General features: G+C 73.0%; 21 protein-coding genes and 2 pseudogenes. 19 read left to right on the top strand and 4 right to left on the bottom strand.

Annotated elements, in window-relative coordinates:
- Positions 1-459: 459 nt before the first annotated feature.
- Positions 460-1374: a HipA family kinase gene (locus IG05_RS0138355; RefSeq protein ID WP_030348750.1), complete on the top strand. Its 915-nt coding sequence runs from the start codon at positions 460-462 to the stop codon at positions 1372-1374.
- 52 nt (positions 1375-1426) lie between these two features.
- On the opposite strand, the gene aceB is transcribed toward IG05_RS0138355, so the two are convergent.
- Both aceB and IG05_RS0138345 read right to left on the bottom strand, forming a co-directional pair.
- Complete coding sequence (gene aceB, locus IG05_RS0138350) at positions 1427-3052, bottom strand: malate synthase A (protein WP_030348749.1); 1626 nt, start codon at positions 3050-3052, stop codon at positions 1427-1429.
- 185 nt (positions 3053-3237) lie between these two features.
- Entirely contained in the window at positions 3238-3846 is a 609-nt protein-coding gene (locus tag IG05_RS0138345) for a nucleotidyltransferase family protein (protein WP_030348748.1), read from the bottom strand.
- Between the two features lie 143 nt (positions 3847-3989).
- Here IG05_RS0138345 and IG05_RS0138340 point away from each other — a divergent pair, with 143 nt between their 5' ends.
- The 3 genes from IG05_RS0138340 (at position 3990) to IG05_RS0138330 (ending at position 6678) form a co-directional block, all read left to right on the top strand.
- A complete protein-coding gene (locus IG05_RS0138340) occupies positions 3990-4304 on the top strand; it encodes a DUF5955 family protein (RefSeq protein ID WP_078894806.1) in 315 nt (104 codons plus the stop codon).
- A 583-nt stretch (positions 4305-4887) separates the two neighbouring features.
- The gene (locus tag IG05_RS0138335; RefSeq protein WP_030348746.1) at positions 4888-5622 is read left to right on the top strand and encodes an ArsR/SmtB family transcription factor; all 735 of its coding nucleotides are present in this window, start codon (positions 4888-4890) and stop codon (positions 5620-5622) included.
- Between the two features lie 96 nt (positions 5623-5718).
- Positions 5719-6678, top strand: a complete 960-nt coding sequence (locus IG05_RS0138330) for a DMT family transporter (RefSeq protein WP_030348745.1) — start codon at positions 5719-5721, stop codon at positions 6676-6678.
- Between the two features lie 224 nt (positions 6679-6902).
- On the opposite strand, the gene IG05_RS0138325 is transcribed toward IG05_RS0138330, so the two are convergent.
- On the bottom strand, positions 6903-7700 hold the full coding sequence (locus IG05_RS0138325) for an IclR family transcriptional regulator (protein ID WP_030348744.1): 798 nt from the start codon (positions 7698-7700) through the stop codon (positions 6903-6905).
- A 272-nt stretch (positions 7701-7972) separates the two neighbouring features.
- Here IG05_RS0138325 and allB point away from each other — a divergent pair.
- The 9 genes and pseudogenes from allB to IG05_RS0138285 all read left to right on the top strand — a co-directional run.
- Positions 7973-9307 (top strand): annotated as a pseudogene (allB, locus tag IG05_RS0138320) (allantoinase AllB); the annotation flags it as partial.
- Between the two features lie 54 nt (positions 9308-9361).
- Entirely contained in the window at positions 9362-10492 is a 1131-nt protein-coding gene (alc, locus tag IG05_RS48630; protein WP_234336207.1) for an allantoicase, read from the top strand.
- A 122-nt stretch (positions 10493-10614) separates the two neighbouring features.
- Positions 10615-11424: an AIM24 family protein gene (locus IG05_RS0138315; protein ID WP_030348742.1), complete on the top strand. Its 810-nt coding sequence runs from the start codon at positions 10615-10617 to the stop codon at positions 11422-11424.
- Between the two features lie 74 nt (positions 11425-11498).
- Positions 11499-12125, top strand: a pseudogene (locus IG05_RS42850) (dihydrofolate reductase family protein).
- A 260-nt stretch (positions 12126-12385) separates the two neighbouring features.
- Positions 12386-13294: a DMT family transporter gene (locus IG05_RS0138305; protein WP_030348741.1), complete on the top strand. Its 909-nt coding sequence runs from the start codon at positions 12386-12388 to the stop codon at positions 13292-13294.
- 85 nt (positions 13295-13379) lie between these two features.
- On the top strand, positions 13380-13778 hold the full coding sequence (locus IG05_RS0138300; protein WP_030348740.1) for a ribonuclease domain-containing protein: 399 nt from the start codon (positions 13380-13382) through the stop codon (positions 13776-13778).
- A gap of 317 nt (positions 13779-14095) precedes the next feature.
- Complete coding sequence (locus IG05_RS0138295) at positions 14096-15355, top strand: sensor histidine kinase (protein WP_030348739.1); 1260 nt, start codon at positions 14096-14098, stop codon at positions 15353-15355.
- 85 nt (positions 15356-15440) lie between these two features.
- The gene (locus IG05_RS0138290) at positions 15441-16115 is read left to right on the top strand and encodes a response regulator (RefSeq protein ID WP_030348738.1); all 675 of its coding nucleotides are present in this window, start codon (positions 15441-15443) and stop codon (positions 16113-16115) included.
- Positions 16116-16187: 72 nt separating this feature from the next.
- Complete coding sequence (locus IG05_RS0138285) at positions 16188-17378, top strand: cytochrome P450 family protein (protein ID WP_030348737.1); 1191 nt, start codon at positions 16188-16190, stop codon at positions 17376-17378.
- Positions 17379-17748: 370 nt separating this feature from the next.
- Here the strand turns inward: IG05_RS0138285 and IG05_RS0138280 are convergent, their stop codons facing one another.
- Complete coding sequence (locus IG05_RS0138280) at positions 17749-18765, bottom strand: Gfo/Idh/MocA family oxidoreductase (RefSeq protein ID WP_030348736.1); 1017 nt, start codon at positions 18763-18765, stop codon at positions 17749-17751.
- A gap of 130 nt (positions 18766-18895) precedes the next feature.
- Here IG05_RS0138280 and IG05_RS0138275 point away from each other — a divergent pair, with 130 nt between their 5' ends.
- The 6 genes from IG05_RS0138275 to IG05_RS0138250 all read left to right on the top strand — a co-directional run bounded on the left by IG05_RS0138275 (position 18896) and on the right by IG05_RS0138250 (position 24381).
- The gene (locus tag IG05_RS0138275; RefSeq protein ID WP_107051497.1) at positions 18896-19633 is read left to right on the top strand and encodes a GntR family transcriptional regulator; all 738 of its coding nucleotides are present in this window, start codon (positions 18896-18898) and stop codon (positions 19631-19633) included.
- A 163-nt stretch (positions 19634-19796) separates the two neighbouring features.
- A complete protein-coding gene (locus IG05_RS0138270) occupies positions 19797-20801 on the top strand; it encodes a sugar ABC transporter substrate-binding protein (protein ID WP_030348734.1) in 1005 nt (334 codons plus the stop codon).
- Positions 20798-21841: an ABC transporter permease gene (locus IG05_RS0138265; RefSeq protein ID WP_030348733.1), complete on the top strand. Its 1044-nt coding sequence runs from the start codon at positions 20798-20800 to the stop codon at positions 21839-21841. The genes IG05_RS0138270 and IG05_RS0138265 overlap by 4 nt, the downstream gene beginning before the upstream one ends.
- On the top strand, positions 21838-22608 hold the full coding sequence (locus tag IG05_RS0138260) for an ATP-binding cassette domain-containing protein (RefSeq protein WP_030348732.1): 771 nt from the start codon (positions 21838-21840) through the stop codon (positions 22606-22608). Before IG05_RS0138265 ends, IG05_RS0138260 begins: the two co-directional genes overlap by 4 nt.
- A gap of 49 nt (positions 22609-22657) precedes the next feature.
- On the top strand, positions 22658-23803 hold the full coding sequence (locus tag IG05_RS0138255) for an ROK family glucokinase (protein ID WP_030348731.1): 1146 nt from the start codon (positions 22658-22660) through the stop codon (positions 23801-23803).
- Entirely contained in the window at positions 23800-24381 is a 582-nt protein-coding gene (locus IG05_RS0138250; RefSeq protein WP_030348730.1) for a hypothetical protein, read from the top strand. Before IG05_RS0138255 ends, IG05_RS0138250 begins: the two co-directional genes overlap by 4 nt.
- Positions 24382-24461: the final 80 nt, after the last annotated feature.

The raw sequence follows: 24461 nt of genomic DNA, 5'->3' as shown, positions 1-24461 counted from the left end.
TCCTGGGGTTGTTCAAAGGTATGTTTTCGGCCGGTGACCTGTGCTCGGGGGTGTGCAGCCGTCATGGCCGACCGCGTGTCGATCGCTGGGGGGAATCGATCCGGGAGTCCGTGACGGCACTGCCGGGGAACCCTTCCCGCTGAATTGTCGGCGCCTGTCGTGTTTCCTGTAGGTAACCTTTGACGGCGCTTTTTCGATGGCGGTTACATCGATTTGAATAACGCGTGACCCGTATGGCCCGGCTCACCTGGTGTTTCCGTACGCCGGGAATTCTCGGCGTATACGGAATGCCGGTGACCGGGCGACCGGGCGCGGACGGCACCCGGACCACCCGCCGCGACGGGGACGCCGGACAGCGGAGGAGCTCCTCCGGCTGTCACGCTCGGTTACTATGCTCACCTCGGAGCAGAGGGCCGCAGCGAGGGCTCGCTGCCCGACCGAGCGAGGGGGCGCTGGAGGATGCTGAGAGAGGTCACGGCCACCCGCTACGTCGCCCCGCTGCACTCCGGCGGCTCCGTCCCCGGCATCGTGGAGGCCGACGACCTGGGCACCTACGTCGTGAAGTTCACCGGCTCGGCGCAGGGCCACAAGGCGCTGGTCGCGGAGGTCGTCGTCGGTGAACTCGCCCGCGCGCTCGGGCTGCGCTTCCCGGAGCTGGTGCTGGTGCACTTCGACCCGGCCGTCGCCGCCGGGGAACCGCACCAGGAGGTGCGCGACCTGCACAGCGCCAGCGCGGGCGTCAACCTCGGCATGGACTTCCTGCCGGGCGCCGTGGACCTGACCCCGGAGATCGCCCGGGCCTTCCCGGTGGACCCGGTGGAGGCCGGCCGGATCGTCTGGCTGGACGCGCTGACCGTGAACGTCGACCGCACGGTGCACAGTTCCAACCTGATGGTCTGGCCCACGCTCGGCACCGCGCCGCCGCGCCTGTGGCTCATCGACCACGGCGCCGCCCTCGTCTTCCACCACCGCTGGGACACCACGGCCCCGGGCCGCAGGTACGACTTCCGGCACCACGCCCTCGGCCTGTACGGGCCCGACGTGCGCGCCGCCGACGCCGAACTGGCGCCCCGCGTGACCCGGGAGCTGCTGCGCGGGATCCTCGCCGAGGTGCCGGACGCCTGGCTGGCCGAGGACGCCGGGTTCGCCACGCCCGACGACGTCCGGGACGCCTACGTCGGTTACCTCCTGGACCGGGTCCGGCTCTCGGCCGAGTGGCTGCCCACCGACTTCCCGAGCCGCGAGCAGCTGGCGGCCGAGGAGGCCGACCGCGCGGCACGGAGCCAGGCGGGCCGCCCGGCCTGGCTGAAGCGGGTCCCGGACCTGCACGGCAAGCCGGCGGCGGAACAGGACTGGTCGGCGCACCTGGGATGACCCGGCGCACAGTGGCCCGGGGACGTCCCCGGGCCACTCGTCGCGGGAGGGATCAGCCGCGCAGCTGCCGGTACGCCGGCAGGGTGAGGAAGTCGGCGTAGTCCTCGTCCAGGGACACCGTCAGCAGCAGGTCGTGCGCCTCCTGCCAGTGCCCGGCCGCGAAGGCCTCCTCGCCGATCTCCTTGCGGATGGCGTCGAGTTCCCCGGCGGCGACCTTGCGGGCCAGCTCCGGCGTGGCCCGGTCGCCGTTCTCGAACCTGACGCCGGCGTTGATCCACTGCCAGATCTGCGAGCGGGAGATCTCGGCGGTGGCCGCGTCCTCCATCAGGTTGAAGATGGCGACCGCGCCCAGCCCGCGCAGCCAGGCCTCGATGTAACGGATGCCGACCTGGACGGCGTTGACGAGACCGGCGTACGTCGGCTTCGCCTCCAGCGAGTCGATCGCGATCAGGTCGGCGGCCTCGACCCGGACGTCCTCGCGCAGCCGGTCCTTCTGGTGGGGCTTGTCGCCCAGCACCTTGTCGAAGGACTCCATGGCGATCGGCACCAGGTCGGGGTGGGCGACCCAGGAGCCGTCGAAACCGTCGTTCGCCTCCCGGTCCTTGTCGGCGCGGACCTTCTCGAAGGCGACCTTGTTGACCTCGGCGTCCCGGCGGGAGGGGATGAAGGCCGCCATACCGCCGATGGCGTGCGCGCCGCGCTTGTGGCAGGTGCGGACGAGGAGTTCGGTGTAGGCCCGCATGAACGGGGCGGTCATCGTCACCGCGTTGCGGTCCGGGAGGACGAACCTCGGTCCGCCGTCACGGAAGTTCTTCACGATGGAGAACAGGTAGTCCCAGCGGCCGGCGTTCAGCCCGGAGGCGTGGTCGCGCAGCTCGTAGAGGATCTCCTCCATCTCGTACGCGGCCGTGATGGTCTCGATGAGCACGGTGGCGCGGACGGTGCCCTGCGGGATGCCGAGGTGGTCCTGGGCGAAGACGAACACCTCGTTCCACAGGCGGGCTTCCAGGTGCGACTCGGTCTTCGGCAGGTAGAAGTAGGGGCCCTTGCCCAGGTCGAGCAGCCGCCGGGCGTTGTGGAAGAAGTACAGGCCGAAGTCGACGAGGGCGCCCGGGACGGCGCGGCCGTCGGCGTCGGCCAGGTGCCGCTCGTCCAGGTGCCAGCCGCGCGGGCGCATGACGACGGTCGCCAGCTCCTCGTCCGGGCGCAGGGCGTACGACTTGCCGGTGCGCTCGTCGGTGAAGTCGATGCGGCGGCTGTAGGCGTCGATCAGGTTCAGCTGGCCGAGGACCACGTTCTCCCAGGTGGGGGCGGAGGCGTCCTCGAAGTCGGCGAGCCAGACCCGCGCGCCCGAGTTCAGCGCGTTGATGGTCATCTTGCGGTCCGTGGGGCCGGTGATCTCGACGCGCCGGTCGTTCAGCGCGGCTGGGGCCGGGGCGACCTTCCAGGAGTCGTCCGCGCGGATCGCTGCCGTCTCGGGCAGGAAGTCGAGCGTGGAGGTGCGGGCGATCTCGGCGCGGCGCTCGGCCCGGCGGGCCAGGAGTTCGTCACGGCGCGGGGTGAACCGCCGGTGCAGCTCCGCCACGAAGGCGAGCGCCGCGTCCGTGAGGACCTCCTCCTGCCGGGGCAGGGGCTCGGCGTCGACGATGGCCAGCGGGGACGGCGCTGGTGCGGACATGAGCTGTCACTTCCTTCAGCGGTGGCACCGGGTGCCTAGCGGCACGTATAGGGCGAAGAGCGCCGACTGTGCGGGGCAGGCGCTTCTGATCAGTGGATAGTAGTTTCCTCATCGTGGAACTTCAATGGTTTGTTGATGTCGAGATTCTCCGGGTCGAGGCAAGGTGGCGCGGCGTGCCACCCCCTTCACTCAAGGTGGCTCAGGTCGGCCTCGGTGTCGATGTCGTACGGCTCGGCGACGTCCCCGCACTCCACGAGCCGGATCTCCGCCTCGTGCGCCTTCAGGTAGGCCCGCGCCCCCCGGTCCCCGGTGGCCGTCCCGGCGACGCCCGCCCAGTGCGCGGCGCCGAACAGCACGGGATGGCCGCGCACCCCGGCGTAGGCGGCCGAGACCAGCGAGGCCCCGTCCGTGTACGCGCCGAGCACCCGGGCCGCCGCGGCCGGTCCGATGCCGGGCTGGTCGACCAGGCTCACCAGGGCCGCCCGCGCCCCCGTCGCCGCGAGCGAGGCCAGCCCCGCGCGCAGCGAGGAGCCCATGCCCTCGGCCCAGTCCGGGTTGTCCACCAGCACGCAGCCGCCCAGTTCCGCCCGGTCGCGCACCTCGTCCGCCGCGGCGCCCAGCACCACGTGGATCCGCCGGCACCCGGCGGCGCGCAGCACCCCGACGGCGTGTTCGACCAGGGGCCGCCCCCGGTGTGTCAGCAGCGCCTTGGGGCGCCCGCCGAGCCGCCTGCCGCCGCCGGCGGCGAGCAGCAGCCCCGCGACCTCCCCTTGCGGATCCTGGTTGTCCGTCATGGGTCCTGCATACCCGACGGCGGAGGCACCGGACGGTTTTTCGGTGCCGGTTCCGTTGGGCTGAATTTCGGTACGCCCTGTGGCGCTCCCGCACGGCGTGGCGTTTACTGACCCGCGCACGACGGCGTGGCTGGGGGAGGGCTGTGTTGCGGAGCTTGGGGCAGAGGCCGGTGACCGGCAGCGACGAGGACCCGAGAGTGGCGGAACTGCAGACCGCGGTGTCCCGGCTGCGCCGCGAACTCGCCGCGTTACGGGCGGACTTCCCCGACCGGGCGATAGCCGAGGACGAGCTGGCGGCCCTGGCCGCGATGGCCGCCGGCGGCCTGCCGGAGATCCCGCGCCTGCGCAGCTCCCTGTTGCTGATCGCCGGCGCCATAGGCTCGATGAGCGCGCTGGCCCGGGGTCTGTCGCAGGTGCGCGACGCCGTCGACCTGTTCGGCGAGCCGAACCGGACCTGAGACGCGCTCTTCGCCGCCCTGGCGGCCCGGCCGAGGTGCCGGGACGGTGGGCCGGCCGAGCGCGTCAGCGAGCCGGGCGGCGTTCGTGTGGGCCTGCCGTACGTTCCGTGCACTGGTTTTTCCTCGGGCGGACCGACAAGCCGGCCGAACGCGTCATCGACACCGACCCCGACACCTGGCGAGCGCGCATGAGCGCCACGCAGTCACCTGCCGTGGCCCGCTTGGAGCAGGGGCGGTGCTGCGGGTCCGGCGCAGGCTTCCCGGACTGGCCGTAGCCGCGGAGGCCGGGGCAGACCACGGTGCGACCGGCGGCCACCGGCAGCGGGGCGACGGGGTGCCAGGTCGCGTGCGTGCGGCGGTGGCCGTGCAGGAAGCAGCACGGTGGGCCGCTGCCGCCGTGACGTACCCGTGGCCGAACCCCGTCACCCGCGCACCGCGCCGGCTCGAAAGCCGTCGAACCTGGGTCCGGACGGGTGCCACGTCGAAGGCATGGGCAGAGCCTTCCACGGCAGGGGACGGGTGTCCGAGGCGGGGGAGGCCGCACGTTTCGCTGTCTGTCGAAGTGATGAGGCATCCTGAAGCCATGGAACACGTACGTGCCCCGGGGCCGGCGGAGGCTCCCGCCCCCGCCGCGCGGCTTGCCTCCCTCGCTGCCGCCCTGGCCGACGAGACGAGGGCCGCCATCTGCATGACCCTGCTCGAAGGGCGGGCCTGGACGGCGGGTGAGCTGGCCCGCGCCACCGGGGTCGCCCCCTCCACCGTGAGCGGGCACCTGACCCGCCTCCTCGACGCGGGGGTGTGCGTGACGGAGCGGCAGGGACGGCACAGCTACGTGCGCATCGCCGACGCGGCCACCGCCCGCCTGGTCGACGAACTGGCCTCATACGCCGTCCCGGGCCGTGATGCGGCCCACGCCGTCCCGGTGGTCGCCGCGCCGGACCCGGTGGCCCGGGCCCGCACGTGCTACGACCACTTCGCGGGGAGGCTCGGCATGGCGGTGACGCACGCGATGGCGGACCGGGGTCTGCTGCGGACGGAGAGCGTTTTCGCGCTGACGCCGGCCGGATACGACTGGTGTGAGCGGGCGGGCGTCGACGTGACAGGGGCCGGACGCAGGCCGGCGGCGAGTTCCTGTCTGGACTGGACCGAACGCCGGCGCCACCTGGGCGGCCTGGTCGGGGCGAGGCTGTGCGCGCGGGCCCTGGCCGAGTCCTGGGTGGTACGCCCCGAGGGCGGCGGACGGGCCCTGCTGGTGACCCGGGCGGGGGAGAAGGCCCTCGGGGAACTCCTGGGCCTCACCCCACAGGCATGGAACTAGAGGGGGTTTCCCGCCCGGGCGGGAACTGACCCCTCACAGAGTTTCCGAGTAAACAATTCGGTGAACGCCGAAGTGTTCGGTGTAGGGTCGGCAGGTATGAAGACCCGCCCGCGTGCCCTCCCCCCTGCCCTCGTCACCGGCGGCGCCGTCTGCTTCACGGTGTTCGCCTGGGCGTCCGCGTTCGTCTCCATCCGCAGCGCCGCAGCCGCCTACTCCCCCGGGGCGCTCGCCCTCGGCAGACTGCTCATCGCCTCGCTCGTCCTCGTGACGCTGCTCCTCCTGCGCCGCGAGGGCCTGCCCCCGCGCGGTGCCGGCAAGGGCATCCTGTTGTCCGGACTCGTATGGTTCGGCGGCTACATGGTGGCTCTCAACTGGGGCGAGCGCCTCGTCGACGCGGGGACCGCGTCCCTGCTCGTGAACACCGGGCCGATTCTCATGGCGCTCCTCGCCGCACGCCTGCTGGGCGAGGGACTGCCGCCGCGGCTGCTGACGGGCACGGTCGTCTCCTTCGCCGGCGCCGTGGTCGTCGGCCTGTCGATGTCGTCCGGGAGCGGCGGTTCGACGTCGGTGCTCGGGGTGTTGCTGTGCCTGCTCGCGGCGGTGGCGTACGCGACGGGGGTCATCGCGCAGAAGCCCGCACTCCGCCACGGGACACCGCTGCAGATCACCACGTACAGCTGCCTGACCGGGGCCGTGGCGTGCCTGCCGTTCACCGGGCAGCTGGTCTCCGAGATCCCCCGTGCCCCCCTCTCGGCCAGCCTCAACATGGTCTACCTGGGCGCGGTCCCCACCGCCCTCGCCTTCACCACCTGGTCCTACGCCCTCGCACGGATGCCGGCCGGGAAGCTCGGCGCGACCACCTACGCCGTGCCGGCCGTGGTCGTCCTGCTGAGCTGGGTAGTCCTGGGCGAAGTCCCGGCCTGGCTCACCCTGCTGGGGGGGCTGCTGTGCCTGACCGGGGTGGCCCTCTCCCGCTACCGCCCCCGCGCTCGCCGGGACCCCGCGGTGCGAGCGGACGCACCCGTACCCCAACCTGCCGACGCGCAAGGGCGGTAGCACTCTCCCGAACGCCCCGTCGCCACCGGCACCTCCGCGCCCGCCGGAGGGAGCCGCGGCCCCGGTGGCGGTTCGCCTCGGCCGCCGTCACCCGCCCTGACCACCGGCCACCCTCACCCCGCACAGCCCCGCCGCGCCCCGCGGGCGGGGTGGGCGCACGGGTACGGGCACTCGGCCCGCGTCCGGGAGGGCCCCCGGCCGGCCCCGGACCCGCGCGGAACGGGTCACCCCTGGTTCTGGCTGGCCAGCGCCGTGGACAGTTCGCGGGCGATCTGCTGGAGCACCGGCACGATCTTGTCCGTGGCCGCCTCCGTGACCCGCCCCGCAGGCCCCGAGATGGAGATGGCCGCCGCCGTGGGGGAGTCGGGCACGGACACCGCGAGGCACCGCACCCCGATCTCCTGCTCGTTGTCGTCGACGGCGTACCCCAGGCGCCGTACGTCCTCCAGGGCCGTGAGGAAGCCCTCCGGCGTGGTGATGGTCTTCTCCGTGGCGGCCGGCATGCCCGTCCGGTCCAGCAGCGCCCGCACCTCGTCGTCCGGCACCCCTGCCAGCAGCGCCTTGCCCACCCCGGTGGAGTGCGGCAGCACCCGGCGGCCCACCTCGGTGAACATGCGCATCGAGTGCTTCGAGGGCACCTGTGCCACGTACACGATCTCGTCGCCGTCGAGCAGCGCCATGTTCGCCGTCTCGCCGGTCTCCTCCACCAGCCGGGCCAGGTACGGCCGGGCCCAGGTGCCGAGCAGCCGGGCCGCGGACTCGCCGAGCCGGATCAGGCGGGGCCCGAGCGCGTACCGCCGGTTGGCCTGCTGGCGGACGTAGCCGCAGGCGACCAGGGTCCGCATCAGCCGGTGGATGGTCGGCAGCGGCAGTCCGCTGGCCGCGGACAGCTCGCTCAGGCCCACCTCGCCGCCCGCGTCCGCCATCCGCTCAAGCAGGTCGAATGCGCGCTCCAGGGACTGCACCCCGCCTGCGGCGGAGGGCTTGGCGGAGTCGGTGGTGCTGGCGCTGGACGTCGGCACGGCGCGTTCCTTTCGGGGCTGGCGGGAGGGGCAGAAGCCTACCCGGCAGGCGGTTGACTCCCCGCTTGTACATAGCTACGTTCTGCTTGATGGAATTCTAATTCCGCTTTGTGGAAACGTCCAGAGCGGTGATGCCGGCCGCGCTGCCCCAAAGTGTGCCCCTTGACGGCGGAGGGGCGGGAGTGAAGACTCCTTCAACAGAACGTTGAAATCCGTTACGTGGGTGTACATCCCGTTTCCTGGACGTACAACGGCGGGAGAGAGGGGTTCGGGTGTCCGAGGCTGAACTGGTGCTGCGCTCCACGCGCGTGATCACCCCGGAGGGGACACGGGCCGCCACCGTCACCGTGTCCGCCGGGAGGATCACGGCCGTCCTGCCGCACGACGCCGAGGTCCCGGCCGGCGCCCGGCTGGAGGACGTCGGCGACCACGTCCTGCTGCCCGGCCTGGTCGACACCCACGTGCACGTCAACGACCCGGGACGCACCGAGTGGGAGGGCTTCTGGACCGCCACCCGCGCGGCGGCGGCCGGCGGCATCACCACGCTGATCGACATGCCGCTCAACTCCCTCCCGCCCACCACGACCGTCGGACACCTGCGGACCAAGCAGGACGTGGCCCGCGACAAGGCGCACATCGACGTCGGCTTCTGGGGCGGCGCCCTGCCCGACAACGTCGAGGACCTGCGCCCGCTGCACGAGGCCGGCGTCTTCGGCTTCAAGGCCTTCCTGTCCCCCTCGGGCGTGGACGAGTTCCCGCACCTCGACCAGGACCAGCTCGCCCGGTCGCTGGCCGAGATCGCCGGCTTCGGCGGCCTGCTGATCGTGCACGCCGAGGACCCGCACCACCTGGCCGCCGCCCCGCAGCACGGCGGCCCCCGGTACGCCGACTTCCTCGCCTCCCGCCCGCGCGACGCCGAGGACACCGCCATCGCCGGCCTCATCGCCCAGGCCCGGCGGCTCAACGCGCGCGTGCACGTGCTGCACCTGTCCTCCGGCGACGCGCTGCCGCTGATCCGCGCCGCCCGCGCCGAGGGCGTGCGGATCACGGTCGAGACCTGCCCGCACTACCTCACCCTGACCGCCGAGGAAGTCCCGGACGGCGCCAGCGAGTTCAAGTGCTGCCCGCCCATCCGCGAGGCCGCCAACCAGGACCTGCTCTGGGAGGCGCTGGCCGACGGCACCATCGACTGCGTGGTCACCGACCACTCGCCCTCCACCGCGGACCTGAAGACCGACGACTTCGCCACCGCGTGGGGCGGCATCTCCGGGCTCCAGCTCAGCCTGTCCGCCGTGTGGACCGAGGCCCGCAGGCGCGGCCACGGCCTGGAGGACGTCGTCCGCTGGATGTCCGCGCGGACCGCCGCCCTGGCCGGTCTCGGCGCGCGCAAGGGCGCCATCGCCCCCGGCCTGGACGCCGACTTCGCCGTCCTCGCCCCCGACGAGACCTTCACCGTCGACCCGGCCGGTCTCCAGCACCGCAACCGGGTCACCGCCTATGCCGGCAGGACCCTGCACGGCGTCGTGAAGTCCACCTGGCTGCGCGGCGAGCGCATCGTCGCGGACGGCGCGTTCACCGAGCCGAAGGGCACGCTGCTCAGCCGCCCCCGCCAAGCCACCCCCCGCACCCGGCCCGACTCCCGAAAGGACCCCCTGATTCCTGTGACGGCGCTGCATCGATCGAGCTCGGCCGGCTTCACCGGAGACGCGAACCCCTACGGCGGCGGCGACCCGTACGCGGACTACCGCACCGCCGACTTCCCCTTCACCCAGTACGCCAACCTCGCCGACCGGCGGCTGGGCGCCGGTGTCATCGCCGCCAACGACGAGTTCTTCGCCGAGCGGGAGAACCTGCTGGTGCCCGAGCGGGCCGAGTTCGACCCCGAGCACTTCGGCCACAAGGGCAAGATCATGGACGGCTGGGAGACCCGCCGCCGGCGCGGCGCCTCTGCCGGGCACCCGTGGCCGGCCGCCGAGGACCACGACTGGGCGCTGGTCCGGCTCGGCGCGCCCGGCGTGATCCGCGGGATCGTCGTCGACACGGCCCACTTCCGCGGCAACTACCCGCAGGCCGTCTCGGTCGAGGCCGCCACGGTGCCGGGCTCCCCGTCCCCGGAGGAGCTGCTGGGCGACGACGTGAAGTGGACGACGCTCGTCCCGCGCACCGCCGTCGGCGGCCACGCGGCCAACGGCTTCGAAATCACCGCCGAGCAGCGCTTCACGCACCTGCGGATCAACCAGCACCCCGACGGCGGCATCGCCCGCCTGCGCGTGTACGGCGAGGTCGTGCCCGACCCGGAGTGGCTCGCGGCCCTCGGCACCTTCGACGTGGTCGCCCTGGAGAACGGCGGCCGGGTCGAGGACGCCTCGGACCTGTTCTACTCCCCGGCCACCAACACCATCCAGCCGGGCCGCTCCCGCAAGATGGACGACGGCTGGGAGACCCGCCGCCGCCGCGACCAGGGCAACGACTGGATCCGCTACCGGCTCGTGGCCCAGTCGCAGATCCGCGCCATCGAGATCGACACGGCCTGCCTGAAGGGCAACAGCGCCGGCTGGGCGTCGGTGTCGGTCAAGGACGGCGAGAGCGGCGCGTGGACCGAGATCCTCCCGCGCACCCGCCTCCAGCCGGACACCAACCACCGTTTCGTGCTGCCGGAGCCGGCGGTCGGCACCCACGCGCGGATCGACATCTTCCCCGACGGCGGCATCTCCCGGCTGCGGCTGTTCGGCTCCCCGACCGGGCAGGGCGCGAGCGGTCTCGCCGCCCGCCACCAGGAACTGGGCGGCTGATCCTGCCCCCACGCGCGCGGGGCGCCCCGGCCGGACAGCACCGGGGCGCCCCGCGCGTCACCCGCGTGGACCCTGTCCGGGGCTCCCGGAACTCTTCCCTCCCTCTTTCGCGTTCTCCTCCCGTGACCCTTCAGCAAGAGATCGTCGGCAACGCCATGCAGATGGCGGTCGTCAACCTGCGCCCCGGCCAGACCGTGTACTGCGAGGCCGGGAAGTTCCTGTTCAAGACCGTGAACGTGACCATGGAGACCCGGCTGTCCGGCCCGTCCGGCGGCGGGCAGCAGCAGGGCGGCGGCGGAGGCATGGGCGGCCTGCTCCGCCAGGCCATGGGGACGGCCATGCAGGTCGGCCAGCGCATGCTCGCGGGCGAGTCGCTCGCCTTCCAGTACTTCACCGCCCAGAGCGGCGAGGGCACCGTCGGCTTCGCCGGTGTCCTCCCCGGCGAGATGCGCGCCCTGGAGCTGGACGGCACGCGCGCGTGGTTCGCCGAGAAGGACGCCTTCGTGGCCGCCGAGTCCACCGTCGACTTCGGCATCGCCTTCGCCGGCGGCCGCACCGGCATGAGCGGCGGCGAGGGCTTCGTCCTGGAGAAGTTCACCGGGCACGGCACGGTGATCATCGCCGGCGCGGGCAACTTCATCGACCTGAACCCGGCGGACTTCGGCGGCCGCATCGAGGTCGACACCGGCTGCGTGGTCGCCTTCGAGGAGGGCATCCAGTACGGCGTCCAGCGCGTCGGCGGCCTCAACCGGCAGGGCATCATGAACGCCGTCTTCGGCGGCGAGGGCCTGTCCCTGGCCACCCTGGAGGGCAACGGCCGGGTGATCCTGCAGTCCCTCACCATCGAGAGCCTCGCCAACGCCCTGAAGAAGGCCCAGGGCGGCGACAAGCAGGGGCCGACCGGGGGAATGTTCTCCACCCACGCCGGCTGAACCGATGAGTTCCGGGCGGGTGCGGGGTCCGACGTGGTGACAGCGGATCCCGCACCCGGAAGAAGGCACCCGCCATGGGCAACCTCGTCTCCACGGTCTTCGTCACCCTCGACGGCGTCCACCAGGCACCCGGCGGCCCCCGGGAGGACACCTCCGGCGGCTTCGAGCAGGGCGGCTGGAGCTTCCCGCTCGCCGACGACGACTCCGGCAGGTACATCACCGAGATCTTCGCCCGCGCGGGCGGCTTCCTGCTCGGCCGCCGCACGTAGGACATCTTCGCCTCCTACTGGCCGAAGGTGACCGACCCCGCCCACCCGATCGCCGGCCGGCTCAACGCCCTGCCGAAGTACGTCGTCTCCACCACCCTCCAGGCCCCGGAGTGGGCGGGCACCACCGTCGTCACGGGGGACCTGGTGAAGGAGATCACCGCCCTGAAGGAGCGCACGGACGGCGAACTCCAGGTCCACGGCAGCGGCGCCCTGGTCCGTTCCCTGCTGGACCTCCGGCTCGTCGACACCCTGCACCTGCTGACCTTCCCCGTCATCCTCGGCGCCGGCCGCCGGCTGTTCACGGAGGGCATGCTCCCCACCCGCTTCGCCCACCGCACCGGCCACGTCACCGGCTCGGGCATCTCCCTCCAGACGTACGACCTCGCGGGCAGCCCCGAGTACGGCACGTACGACCTCCCCGACGAGGCCTAGGGCTGCCGGCGCCGGGAAGGGGCAGGGCGGGGCCCGGCCTGCTCCAGCACGCGGGCCGCGTCCGTCCCTGGGCGAGGGCCGCACCGGTGCCGCCCGGGGCGGAGGTCCGTCCACCGGACCCGCCGAACGGCCTCAGCCGGGCCGGGCGCGGTCACCCGGAAAGCTCTGGCCGAAGATCGTCGCCGCCGGTACGGTGAGCGCGACCCGCGCGAGCCGTCGACGTCTGCGCACCGCCCTCGGAGACCGGGAGAGCCGCGCCCATGTCCTCGCTCGCCGTGCCCGCCGCGCTCGCGCCCCGCCGGGCCTGGCACACCGACCTGCCCGTCCTGCTCGTCGCGGTGTGCTGGGGCGCCAGCTACCTGGCGGCGAAGGAGATCACCACCGCCCGTACCGTCCTCGCCGTCCTGGTGCTGCGGTTCGCGCTCGCGCTGCCCGCCCTGTTCCTCGCCGGCCGCCGGGCCCTGCGCGCGCTCACCGGCGCCCAGTGGCGCGGCGCGGCCCTGCTCGGGCTGATCCTCGCCGGGATCTTCCTGCTGGAGACGTACGGGGTGGTGCACACCTCGGCGACCAACGCCGGCCTGATCATCAGCCTCACCATGGTCCTCACCCCGCTCGCCGAGGCCGCCGCCACCCGCACCCGGCCCACGCCGTCCTTCCTCGGCGCGGCGGCCCTGGCGGTGCTCGGCGTCGTCCTGCTCACCCAGGGCGCCGGCTTCACCCGCCCCTCCCCCGGCGACCTGCTGATGCTGCTCGCCGCGCTCGCCCGCACCCTGCACGTCCTCGCCATGTCCCGGATCAGGGCCGTGCGGCAGGCCGGCGCGCTGCCGCTGACCACGGTGCAGCTGGGCACCGCCGTCGCCGTCTTCGCCCTGCTGTCGGCCGCCGGCGGCGGCCCGGCGCCCTGGACGGTCGCGACGGACCTCGGCGCCCGGCAGTGGGCCGGGCTGCTGTTCCTGTCGGCCCTGTGCACGGTGTTCGCCTTCTTCGTGCAGATGTGGGCCGTCCGCCGCACCTCGCCGTCCCGGGTCAGCCTGCTGCTCGGCACCGAGCCGCTGTGGGCCGCCGGTGCCGGTATCGCGCTGGGCGGCGACCGGCTCGGCGTGCTCGGCCTGGCGGGCGGCGCACTGGTCCTCGCGGGCACCGCGTGGGGCCGCCGGTCGGCAGGTTAACTCCCCGAAAACTCCTCGGACGGATACGGAAAATCTTCAACTTTGTCGTTGACATGTCAACGTCTACGCGCGTCATCATGTGGGCATGAGATTCCCCCCACGCGCCACCCGCACCGGCGCCGCCGTCGCGCTCCTGTCCGCCCTCCTCGTGGGCGGCACCGTCACCGCCACCACCGCCGACGCCGCGGCGTCCGTGTCGGCCGGCAGCATCTGCTACGGCGAACTGCCCTCGCAGGCCCACGACACCCTGCGCCTGATCGACCGGGGCGGCCCCTACCCGTACGCGCAGGACGGGATCGTCTTCCAGAACCGGGAGGGCGTTCTGCCCAGGCAGCCGTCGGGCTACTACCACGAGTACACGGTCAAGACGCCCGGCTCGACCACCCGCGGCGCGCGCCGCATCGTCACGGGCGGCGGGTACGAGGAGGATTACTACACCCCCGACCACTACGCCACGTTCGACCTGATCGACTTCGGCTGCTGACCCACCGGCGCCCGGGGCCGCGGGTCAGCCGTGCCCGCGGCTCCCGGCGGCGCCGAACAGGGCCGGCGCCGGCTCGACCAGCGCGATGCCCGCGCAGAACTCGTAGCCGTCGAGGACACCCCACCGCAGCCTGCCCGTGGTCCCCCCCTCCGCCGGCCACGGGACGAGCGCACGCTGCCGGAAGGCCGCGCCCCGCCGGCGGCCGGTCGCCGAAAGACCACCACGGTGCGACTTAAGTCGACGTTCCCGGTCCTCCGGTAGGCGATCGCGGGCACGGGACGACGGCACGGCGCCGCCGGTGCGTAGATTGACCGACCGTGAGCGAAGACGAACGGGCGCGGGAGCCGCAGCAGTTCACGGGACGCCGCTGGCTGTTCCCGTCCGCGCTGGTGCACGAACTGGCCCCGGACGCCGCGGCCCCGGGCCGGCGTCCCCGGCGCACGGCGCGCGACTGGGTGGTCGACTTCTCCTGTTTCCTGCTGGCCGTGTTGATCGGCCTGCTGAGCGCGGACACCCTGCGGCACGAGGACCTCCCGGACGGCTACGCAGCCCTGGACCAGGTGCTCGGCGCGCTCGCCTGCGGCGCGGTGTGGCTGCGGCGCCGGTGGCCGGCCGGCCTCGCCGTGGCGATGGTGCCGGTCGCCTTCCTGTCGAACACCGCGGGCGGCGCGGACGTGGTCGCCCTGTTCACGCTCGCCGTGCACCGGCCCTTCCGGTACGTGGCCTGGGTGGCCGGGGTGTCCGTGGCGCTGCTCCCGGTCTTCTTCCGGCTGCGGCCCGACCCCGACGTGCCGTACCTCGTGGCGGTCGCCTCGGGCGTGCTGCTCACCGCGGCGATGGTCGGCTGGGGCATGTTCGTACGGTCCAGACGCCAGCTCGTGCTGAGCCTGCGCGACCGCGCCCGGCACGCGGAGACCGAGGCCGGGCTGCGGGCCGAGCAGGCGCAGCGGCTGGCCCGCGAGGCCATCGCCCGCGAGATGCACGACGTGCTCGCCCACCGGCTCACCCTGCTGAGCGTGCACGCGGGCGCCCTGGAGTTCCGGCCCGACGCGCCCCGCGAGGAGGTCGCGCGGGCCGCCGGGGTGATCCGGGAGAGCGCCCACGAGGCGCTGCAGGACCTGCGGGAGATCATCGGGGTGCTGCGGGCCGGCGACGCCGACGAACCGTCCGGCGGGCGCCCCCAGCCGACCCTGGCCGCCCTGCACGCCCTGGTCGCCGAGTCCCGCGAGGCCGGCATGCAGGTCACCCTGGACCACGGCGTCGCCGACCCGGCCGCCGTCCCCGCCTCCGTCGGCCGCACCGCCTACCGCATCGCCCAGGAAGCCCTGACCAACGCCCGCAAGCACGCCCCCGGCACCGAGGTCACGGTCCGCCTCGCCGGCACCCCCGGCGACGGCCTGACGGTCACGGTCACCCACCCCGCCCCACCCGCCGAGGTGCCTGCCGTCCCCGGCTCCGGCCAGGGCCTGATCGGCCTCACGGAACGCGCCGCGCTGGCCGGGGGGCACCTGCGCCACGGCCCGCGCCCCGACGGCGGCTTCGAGGTACGGGGGTGGCTGCCGTGGCCCCGCGCCTGAACCCGGCCCGCACCCGGCCCCGTCCCGGAGGCGGCCCCGGGCCGCTGCCCGCGTCCCGCGTCCCCGCCCGTGATTACGTGGCCCCATGACTGCGACGCCGATCAGACTCCTCCTCGTGGACGACGACCCCCTGGTACGCGCCGGCCTGGCGCTGATGATCGGCGGGGCCGGGGACATCGAGATCGTCGGTGAGGCCGCCGACGGCGCGGAGGCCGAGGAACTCGTGCGGCGCGCCCGGCCGGACGTCGTGCTGATGGACATCAGGATGCCGTCGGTGGACGGCATCACCGCGACCCGGCGGCTGTGCGCCCGGCCGGACGCGCCGCAGGTCGTGGTGCTGACCACCTTCCACGCCGACGAACAGGTGCTGCACGCCCTGCGCGCCGGCGCCGCCGGCTTCGTGCTCAAGGACACCCCGCCCGCCGAGATCGTCGACGCCGTCCGCCGGGTCGCGGCCGGCGACCCGGTCCTGTCGCCCGCCGTCACCCGGCAGCTGATGCGGCACGCGGCCGTCAGCGCGGCCGACTCCCGGCAGACCCGCGCGCGCGAACGGCTCGCCGCCCTCAACGACCGCGAACGCGAGGTCGCCGTCGCCGTCGGCCGCGGACTGGCCAACGCGGCGATCGCCGCGGAGCTGTTCATGAGCGTGGCCACCGTCAAGGCGCACGTCTCCCGCATCCTCGCCAAGCTCGGCCTCGGCAACCGCGTCCAGATCGCCCTGCTCGCCTACGACGCGGGACTCGTTGGGGACGGGCACTGAACCGGCGCCGCGGACGTTGACACTGCACCGGGACGTGCCCGGTGTGCCTCGGGGGGGTCCGGAAGGGGAGCGATGGACAGGCAACAGGTGGTCGACCTGGGGGAGTTCGGGGAGGCGTTCCGGCGCGATCCCCATCCGCTGTACGCGAGGCTGCGCGAGCGGGGCCCGGTGCACCGGATTCGGATGACGGGAGCCGAGGAGGGCTACGAGAGCTGGCTCGTCGTGGGGTACGAGGAGGCCCGCGCCGCCCTGGCCGACCCGCGGCTGGCCAAGGACGGCAGCAAGATCGGCGCGACCGCGCTGGACGAGCAGCTGATCGGCAAGTACCTGCTGGCCGCCGACCCGCCGCAGCACACCCGGCTGCGCGGCCTCGTCACGCGCGCGTTCACGATGCGGCGGGTGGAGCGGCTGCGCCCCCGCATCCAGCAGATCACCGACCACCTGCTCGACGAGATGCTGCCGCACGGGCGCGCCGACCTCATCGAGTCCCTCGCCTATCCGCTGCCCCTCACCGTCATCTGTGAGCTGCTCGGCGTCCCCGAGGTGGACCGCGCGGAGTTCCGGAGGATCTCCACGGGGGTGGTCGCACCGGCCGACGCGGACTCCGAGCAGGAGGCGGTGGCCCGCCTCGGCGAGTACCTCACGGAGCTCATCGAGGACAAGCGCTGCGCGGGCCCCTCCGGCGACCTGCTGAGCGACCTGATCCGCACCACCGCCGAGGACGGCGACCGGCTCTCCGCCGACGAGCTGCGCGGCATGGCCTTCCTGCTGCTCGTAGCCGGCCACGAGACCACGGTGAACCTCATAGGCAACGCCGTCCTCGCCCTGCTCACCCACCCCGGGCAACTGGCCGCCCTGCGCGCCGACACCAGCCTCCTGGACGGCACGGTGGAGGAGACGCTGCGCTGGGAGGGCCCGGTGGAGAACGCCACGTTCCGGTACGCCGCCGAGCCGTTGGAGATCGGCGGCACGGCGATCGCACAGGGCGAGCACGTGCTGATCGGTCTCACCGCCGCCGACCGGGACACCGCCCGGTACGCCGAGCCGGACACCTTCGACATCCGCCGCGACACCCGCGGCCATCTCGCCTTCGGCCACGGCATCCACTACTGCCTCGGCGCACCCCTGGCCCGCCTGGAGGGCCGCGTCGCGATCGGCACCCTCCTGGACCGGGTTCCCGGTCTCGCCCTGGACGGCGAGCCCGGTGAGTGGCTGCCCGGCCTCCTGATGCGCGGCGTACGCACCCTGCCGGTGCGCTGGTAGCACCACACGGCGACCGCCCGCCGCCGGTGCACGGACCTGACGCCTACGACGGCCCCGTGCCGTCCGGGATCTCCGTGAGCGGTACCGGGCGGTGTTCGCGGCGGGGGCGTTCGCAGGCCTCGGCGCCTGTGATGCCTCCCGTGTCGCAGGGGTGGCGCGCTCGCCGGGTCGTGCGACGGCCGTCCTGGTGGGGCGGTGTGCGGGCCTGACGCCTACGACGGCCCCGTGCCGCCCGGTATCTCCCCGGGCGGTGTTCGCGGTGGGGGCGTTCGCAGGCTTCGGCGCCTGTGATGCCTCCCGTGTCGCAGGGGTGGCGCGCTCGCCGGGTCGTGCGACGGCCGTCCCGGGGGGGGCGGTGTGCGGGCCTCACCTACGACGACGCCGTGCTGCCCGGGATCTCCGTGAGCGGTACCGGGCGGTGTTCGCGGCGGGAGCGTTCGCAGGCCTCGGCGATCCGCAGCGCCTGCAGCGCCTCGCGGCCGTCGCAGGGGTTGGCGCGCTCGCCGCGCACGACCTCCACGAAGGCGTTCAGCTCGGCCTCGTACGCGGGCCCGAACCGGTCCAGGAACCCCGTCCACGGCTTGTCCGCGGGCGGCGGCCCGCTCGGCTCGGTGGACGCGAGGGGCGTGCGGTCGTCCAGGCCCACCACCACCGTGTCCCGCTCCCCGGCCAGCTCCATGCGGACGTCGTAGCCGGCGCCGTTCAGCCGGGTCGCCGAAGCCGTCGCCAGGGTGCCGTCGTCCAGCGTGAGCAGCGCCGCGCCCGTGTCGACGTCCCCGGCCTCCCGGAACATCGCGGGGCCGCCGTCCGAGCCGGTGGCGTACACGTCGGCCACCTCCCGGCCGGTCACCCAGCGCAGCACGTCGAAGTCGTGGATCAGCGTGTCCCGGAACAGCCCGCCGGACAGCGGCAGCCACGCGGCCGGGGGAGGGGACTGGTCGCAGGTCATGGCCCGCACGGTGTGCAGCCGGCCGAGCCGGCCGTCGCGGACGGCCTCCCGGGCGCCGGCGTAGCCCGCGTCGAACCGCCGCTGGAAGCCCATCTGCAGCACCGTCCCGGCCGTCTCCACCTCGGCCAGCGCGAGCAGCGTGCCCGGCAGGTCCAGCGCGATCGGCTTCTCGCAGAACACCGGCAGCCCCGACCGGGCCGCCCGGCCGATGTACTCGGCGTGGGCCGCCGTCGCCGTGGTGATCACCACCGCGTCCACACCCCAGCGGAAGATCTCGTCCACGCCCGGCGCCGCCGTCTCGCCCAGCCGGTGCGCCAGCTCCTGCGCCCGCGCCGGCTCCGCGTCCGTCAGGATCAAGGACCCCACCTCGCGGTGACGGCTGAGCGTCCTCGCGTGAAGGGTGCCGATGCGGCCCGTACCGATGACCCCGATGCGCATGGGAACAAAGTGCGGGCCGACCCCGTATCCTGTCAATGCGTATGTCCGGACAATCGGACTACACAACTTCCCGTCAACCAGGCACGGGGCTACGCTCGGGCCCGTGCCGAAATCAGATGTGGACCCGACCGTGGCGCTCGACCTCCGCGTGGACCGTAGCTCCCCGGTGCCCCTGTACTTCCAGCTCTCCCAGCAGCTGGAGGCCGCCATCGAGCAGGGCGGTCTCACTCCGGGCAGCCTGCTGGGCAACGAGATCGAGCTGGCCGCACGGCTCGGCCTGTCCCGGCCGACCGTCCGCCAGGCCATCCAGTCCCTCGTAGACAAGGGGCTCCTCGTCCGGCGCCGGGGCGTGGGCACCCAGGTCGTGCACAGCCAGGTCAAACGCCCCCTGGAGCTGAGCAGCCTGTACGACGACCTGGAGGCGGCCGGCCAGCGTCCCGCGACGAAGGTGCTGGTCAACACGGTCGTCCCGGCCTCCGCCGCGGTCGCCGCCGCGCTCGGCGTCGCCGAGGACAGTGAAGTCCACCGCGTCGAGCGGCTCCGCCTCGCCCACGGCGAACCGATGGCGTACCTGATCAACCACCTGCCGCCGGGCCTGCTCGACCTCGGCACCGGCCAGCTGGAGGCCACCGGCCTGTACCGGCTGATGCGCTCCGCCGGGATCACCCTGCACAGTGCCCGCCAGTCCATCGGCGCCCGCGGCGCCACGGCCGCCGAGGCCGAGCGGCTCGGCGAGACCGAGGGCGCCCCGCTGCTGACCATGCAGCGCACCACCTTCGACGACACCGGCCGCGCGGTGGAGTTCGGCGACCACACCTACCGGCCGAGCCGCTACTCCTTCGAGTTCCAGCTGCTCGTCCGCTCCTGACCCGCCCACCGCCTTCGTCGCAATGTCCGGACAATCCCCTCCGTGCGGGCCGCCCGGTCATGTCATGGGTGTTCCCCGTGTTCGATACTGGAGTGTTCGGGGCCGCTGACGCGATCGACGGTCCCTTTCGTCTGTACGAACACGGCAAGAAGGGCACGGCCTCGTGGCACGGTTTCGGACCTGGGTAGGCATAGCGCTGGCGGGGGCACTCTCCGTGTCCCTGGCGGGATGCAGCAGCACCGGCGGCAAGCGGGCGGAGGACGCCCGCAAGGCCGCCTCCGCCCAGGGCAGGGCGGCGGTGAACACCCCCCGCTGGACCTTCGCGATGATCACCCACTCCGGGGACGGCGACACGTTCTGGGACATCGTGCAGAGCGGTGCCAAGCAGGCCGCCGTGAAGGACAACATCAACTTCCTGTACTCGCACGACGACGAGGCCCAGCAGCAGGCCCAGCTGGTGGACGCGGCCGTGGACAAGAAGGTCGACGGCATCATCGTCACCCTCGCCAAGCCGGACGCCCTGAAGGCCGCCGTCGCCCGCGCCGAGAAGGCCGGCATCCCGGTGATCACCGTGAACTCCGGCTCACAGGAGTCCAAGGCCTTCGGCGCCCTCACCCACATCGGCCAGGACGAGACCGTCGCCGGCGAGGCCGTCGGCGAGGAGCTGAACAAGCGCGGGAAGAAGAAGGCCCTGTGCGTGCTGCACGAACAGGGCAACGTCGGCCACGAGCAGCGCTGCGACGGTGTCGCCAAGACCTTCCGCGGCACGCTGCGCAAGCTCTACGTCAACGGCACCAACATGCCCGACGTGCAGTCCGCGATCGAGGCCAAGCTCCAGGCCGACCGGTCCGTCGACTCCGTCGTCACCCTCGGCGCGCCCTACGCCGACACCGCCGTGAAGGCGCGGACGGACGCGGGCAGCAGGGCCGAGGTCGACACCTTCGACCTGAACGCCAAGGTGGCGGCCTCGCTGCGGGACGGCACCCTCGGCTTCGCCGTGGACCAGCAGCCGTACCTCCAGGGCTACCAGGCCGTCGACCTGCTGTGGCTGTACAAGTACAACGGCGACGTCCTCGGCGGCGGCAAGCCGGTCCTGACCGGCCCGCAGATCGTCACCAGGGACCAGGCGTCCGCGCTGGCGGAGTACACCGAGCGGGGCACCCGATGAGCGCGGCCACGAAGGAGCACCCGCGGGACGAAAGGATTCTGCAGACCTCCGCGCTGCGGAAGCTGCTCACCCGCCCGGAACTGGGCTCGGTCGTCGGCGCCCTCGCCGTCTTCGTCTTCTTCGCCGTCGCCGCCGACGGCTTCCTGCGCGCCTCCAGCCTGAGCACGGTCCTCTACGCCTCCTCGGCCATCGGCATCATGGCCGTCCCCGTGGCCCTGCTGATGATCGGCGGCGAGTTCGACCTCTCGGCGGGCGTCCTGGTGACCTCGTCCGCGCTGGTCTCCTCGATGGTCAGCTACCAGCTGACCGCGAACACCTGGGTCGGCGTGGGCGTGTCCCTGCTGGTCACCCTCGCGATCGGCGCCTTCAACGGCTTCATGCTCACCCGCACGAAACTGCCCAGCTTCATCATCACGCTGGGCACCTTCCTGATGCTCACCGGCATGAATCTCGGCTTCACCAAGCTGATCGACGGCACGGTCTCCACCAAGACCATCGCCGACATGGAGGGCTTCCCCAGCGCCCACGCCGTCTTCGCCTCCACGCTCAGCGTCGGCGGCGTCGACGTCAAGGTCACCATCCTGTGGTGGCTGGGCCTGGTCGCCCTCGCGTCCTGGATCCTGCTGCGCACCCGCACCGGAAACTGGATCTTCGCCGTAGGCGGCAACGAGGACGCGGCCCGCGCGGTCGGCGTGCCGGTCGCCAGGACCAAGATCGGCCTCTACATGGGCGTCGCGTTCGGCGCCTGGATCTCCGGCCAGCACCTGCTGTTCTCGTTCGACGCCGTCCAGTCCGGCGAAGGCGTCGGCAACGAGCTGATCTACATCATCGCGGCCGTCATCGGCGGCTGCCTGATCACCGGCGGTCACGGCAGCGCCATCGGCTCGGCCGTGGGCGCCCTGCTGTTCGGCATGACCAGCAAGGGGATCGTCTTCGCCGAGTGGAACCCCGACTGGTTCAAGTTCTTCCTCGGAGCGATGCTGCTCCTCGCGACCCTGCTCAATGCCTGGGTCCGCAAGCGCGCGGAGGCGACCAAGTGACACTCGTGGAGCTGACCGGCGTCAGCAAGCACTACGGCACCGTCCGCGCCCTGGAAGGGGTCTCCCTGGAGGTGCGCGCGGGCGAGATCACCTGCGTCCTCGGCGACAACGGCGCCGGCAAGTCGACGCTGATCAAGATCATCGCGGGCCTGCACCGGCACGACGGCGGCACCCTGCGCATCGAGGGCGAGGAGACGGCCCTCTCCTCCCCGCGCGAGGCCCTGGACCGGGGCATCGCCACGGTCTACCAGGACCTGGCCGTCGTCCCGCTCATGCCGGTCTGGCGCAACTTCTTCCTCGGCTCCGAGCCCCGCAAGGGCGCCGGCCCCTTCAGGCGCCTGGACACCGAGCTGATGCGCCGCACCACCCGCGAGGCACTGCTCCGCATGGGCATCGACCTGCGGGACGTCGACCAGCCCATCGGCACGCTGTCGGGCGGCGAGCGCCAGTGCGTCGCCATCGCGCGGGCGGTCCACTTCGGCGCGAAGGTCCTGGTCCTGGACGAGCCGACGGCGGCACTGGGGGTGAAGCAGTCCGGTGTGGTCCTGAAATATGTGGCCGCGGCACGGGACGAGGGTCTGGGCGTTGTTCTGATCACCCACAACCCGCATCACGCGTACCTCGTGGGCGATCGTTTCGTGCTGCTGAGGCGCGGCACGATGGCGGGCAACCACACACGGGACGAGATCACCCTGGACGAGCTGACGCAGCAGATGGCCGGGGGATCCGATCTCGACGCCCTGCGCCATGAACTGCAACGGGGCTGAGGCCGCCCCGCGCAGCACTCAGCGTGAGGGTGCGGCACAATCGAGCCCGATGAGCACCTACCGCGACCTCACGGCCCCCATCGGCTCCCGCCGAGCACCCGTCCTGCGAACCGTGGGTACCAGGGAACGCCGGTCACATCTGACTGCCCCCCGTGTGCCCACCGTCGGCATCGACATCGGCGGCACCAAGGTCATGGCGGGCGTCGTGGACGCCGACGGCAACATCCTGGAGAAGCTCCGCACGGAGACCCCGGACAAGTCCAAGAGCCCCAAGGTCGTCGAGGACACCATCGTCGAGCTGGTGCTGGACCTGTCCGACCGGCACGACGTGCACGCGGTCGGCATCGGCGCGGCCGGCTGGGTCGACGCCGACCGCAACCGGGTCCTGTTCGCCCCCCACCTGTCCTGGCGCAACGAGCCCCTGCGCGACCGCATCGCCGGCCGGCTCGCCGTGCCGGTCCTGGTGGACAACGACGCCAACACCGCCGCCTGGGCGGAGTGGCGGTTCGGCGCCGGCCGCGGCGAGGACCACCTGGTCATGATCACCCTCGGTACCGGCATCGGCGGCGCCATCCTGGAGGACGGCCAGGTCAAGCGGGGCAAGTTCGGGGTCGCCGGGGAGTTCGGCCACATGCAGGTCGTGCCCGGCGGGCACCGCTGCCCGTGCGGCAACCGCGGCTGCTGGGAGCAGTACAGCTCCGGCAACGCGCTCGTCCGCGAGGCCAGGGAGCTGGCCGCGGCCGACTCGCCGGTGGCCTACGGGATCATCGAGCACGTCAAGGGCAACATCCACGAGATCACCGGCCCGATGATCACCGAGCTGGCCCGCGAGGGCGACGCGATGTGCATCGAGCTGCTCCAGGACATCGGCCAGTGGCTCGGCGTCGGCATCGCCAACCTCGCGGCGGCGCTCGACCCGTCCTGCTTCGTGATCGGCGGCGGCGTCAGCGCCGCCGACGACCTGCTCATCGGCCCGGCCCGGGACGCCTTCAAGCGCCACCTCACCGGCCGCGGCTACCGCCCCGAGGCCCGCATCACCCGCGCCCAGCTCGGCCCCGAGGCGGGCATGGTGGGCGCCGCCGACCTGGCCCGGCTGGTCGCCCGCCGGTTCCGCCGGGCCAAGCGGCGCCGCGTGGAGCGCTACGAGCGCTACGAGCGGTACGTCCAGTCCCGCCGCGACCAGGACAGCGCATGACGCCGTCGCTGCCCCACCAGGGCGGCCCGCCGGACGAGCCGCGGCGGCCCGCCGAGGACCCCCGGCACAAGGCCCGGCGCCGGGCGCTCACCCTGCTGATCATCGTCCTGCTCATCGGCGTCCCGGCCGGCTACCTGGTGATCTCCGCGAACCAGAGCCGCAACAGCGGCAAGGACAAGGAGGCGAAGTACTCGGCGACCGGCCTCACCCCGGGCTGGCCCTCGAAGGTGCAGCGCCGCCTCTACCAGGTGACCGTCCCGCACCCCGCCGACGACATCGCCTCCTACGAGACGAACAACTGGAAGACCAGCCGCCTCTACGTCCAGTTCCGCACCAACCCCGCGGGCCTGGACAGCTTCCTGGAGGCCATGGGCGTCCGCCGGGAGCAGCTGAAGAAGGACGAGATCGCCGTCGGCGAACGGGACCGGAAGGTCAGCGGCTGGACCTTCGGCGGACCGGGCCCCTGGTGGGGCCTGACCCACGAGCAGAAGAACCCGGCGCCCACCCAGGACGTGGTCGTCAACCTGGCCGACCCCGCGCGTCCGATGGTGTTCGTGGTCTCCCGCACGGTGCCGTAGCCCCGGGCCCGCACCGGCCCCGGGGCCGATTGTCAGACCCCGCCCGTAGAGTCGGAGACGACTGATCCGACACATCGGCG

It is taken from the genome of Streptomyces sp. NRRL S-1022, from assembly GCF_000720135.1.
GTDB lineage: Bacteria > Actinomycetota > Actinomycetes > Streptomycetales > Streptomycetaceae > Streptomyces.
This window is presented reverse-complemented; position numbering and strand designations above follow the sequence as displayed.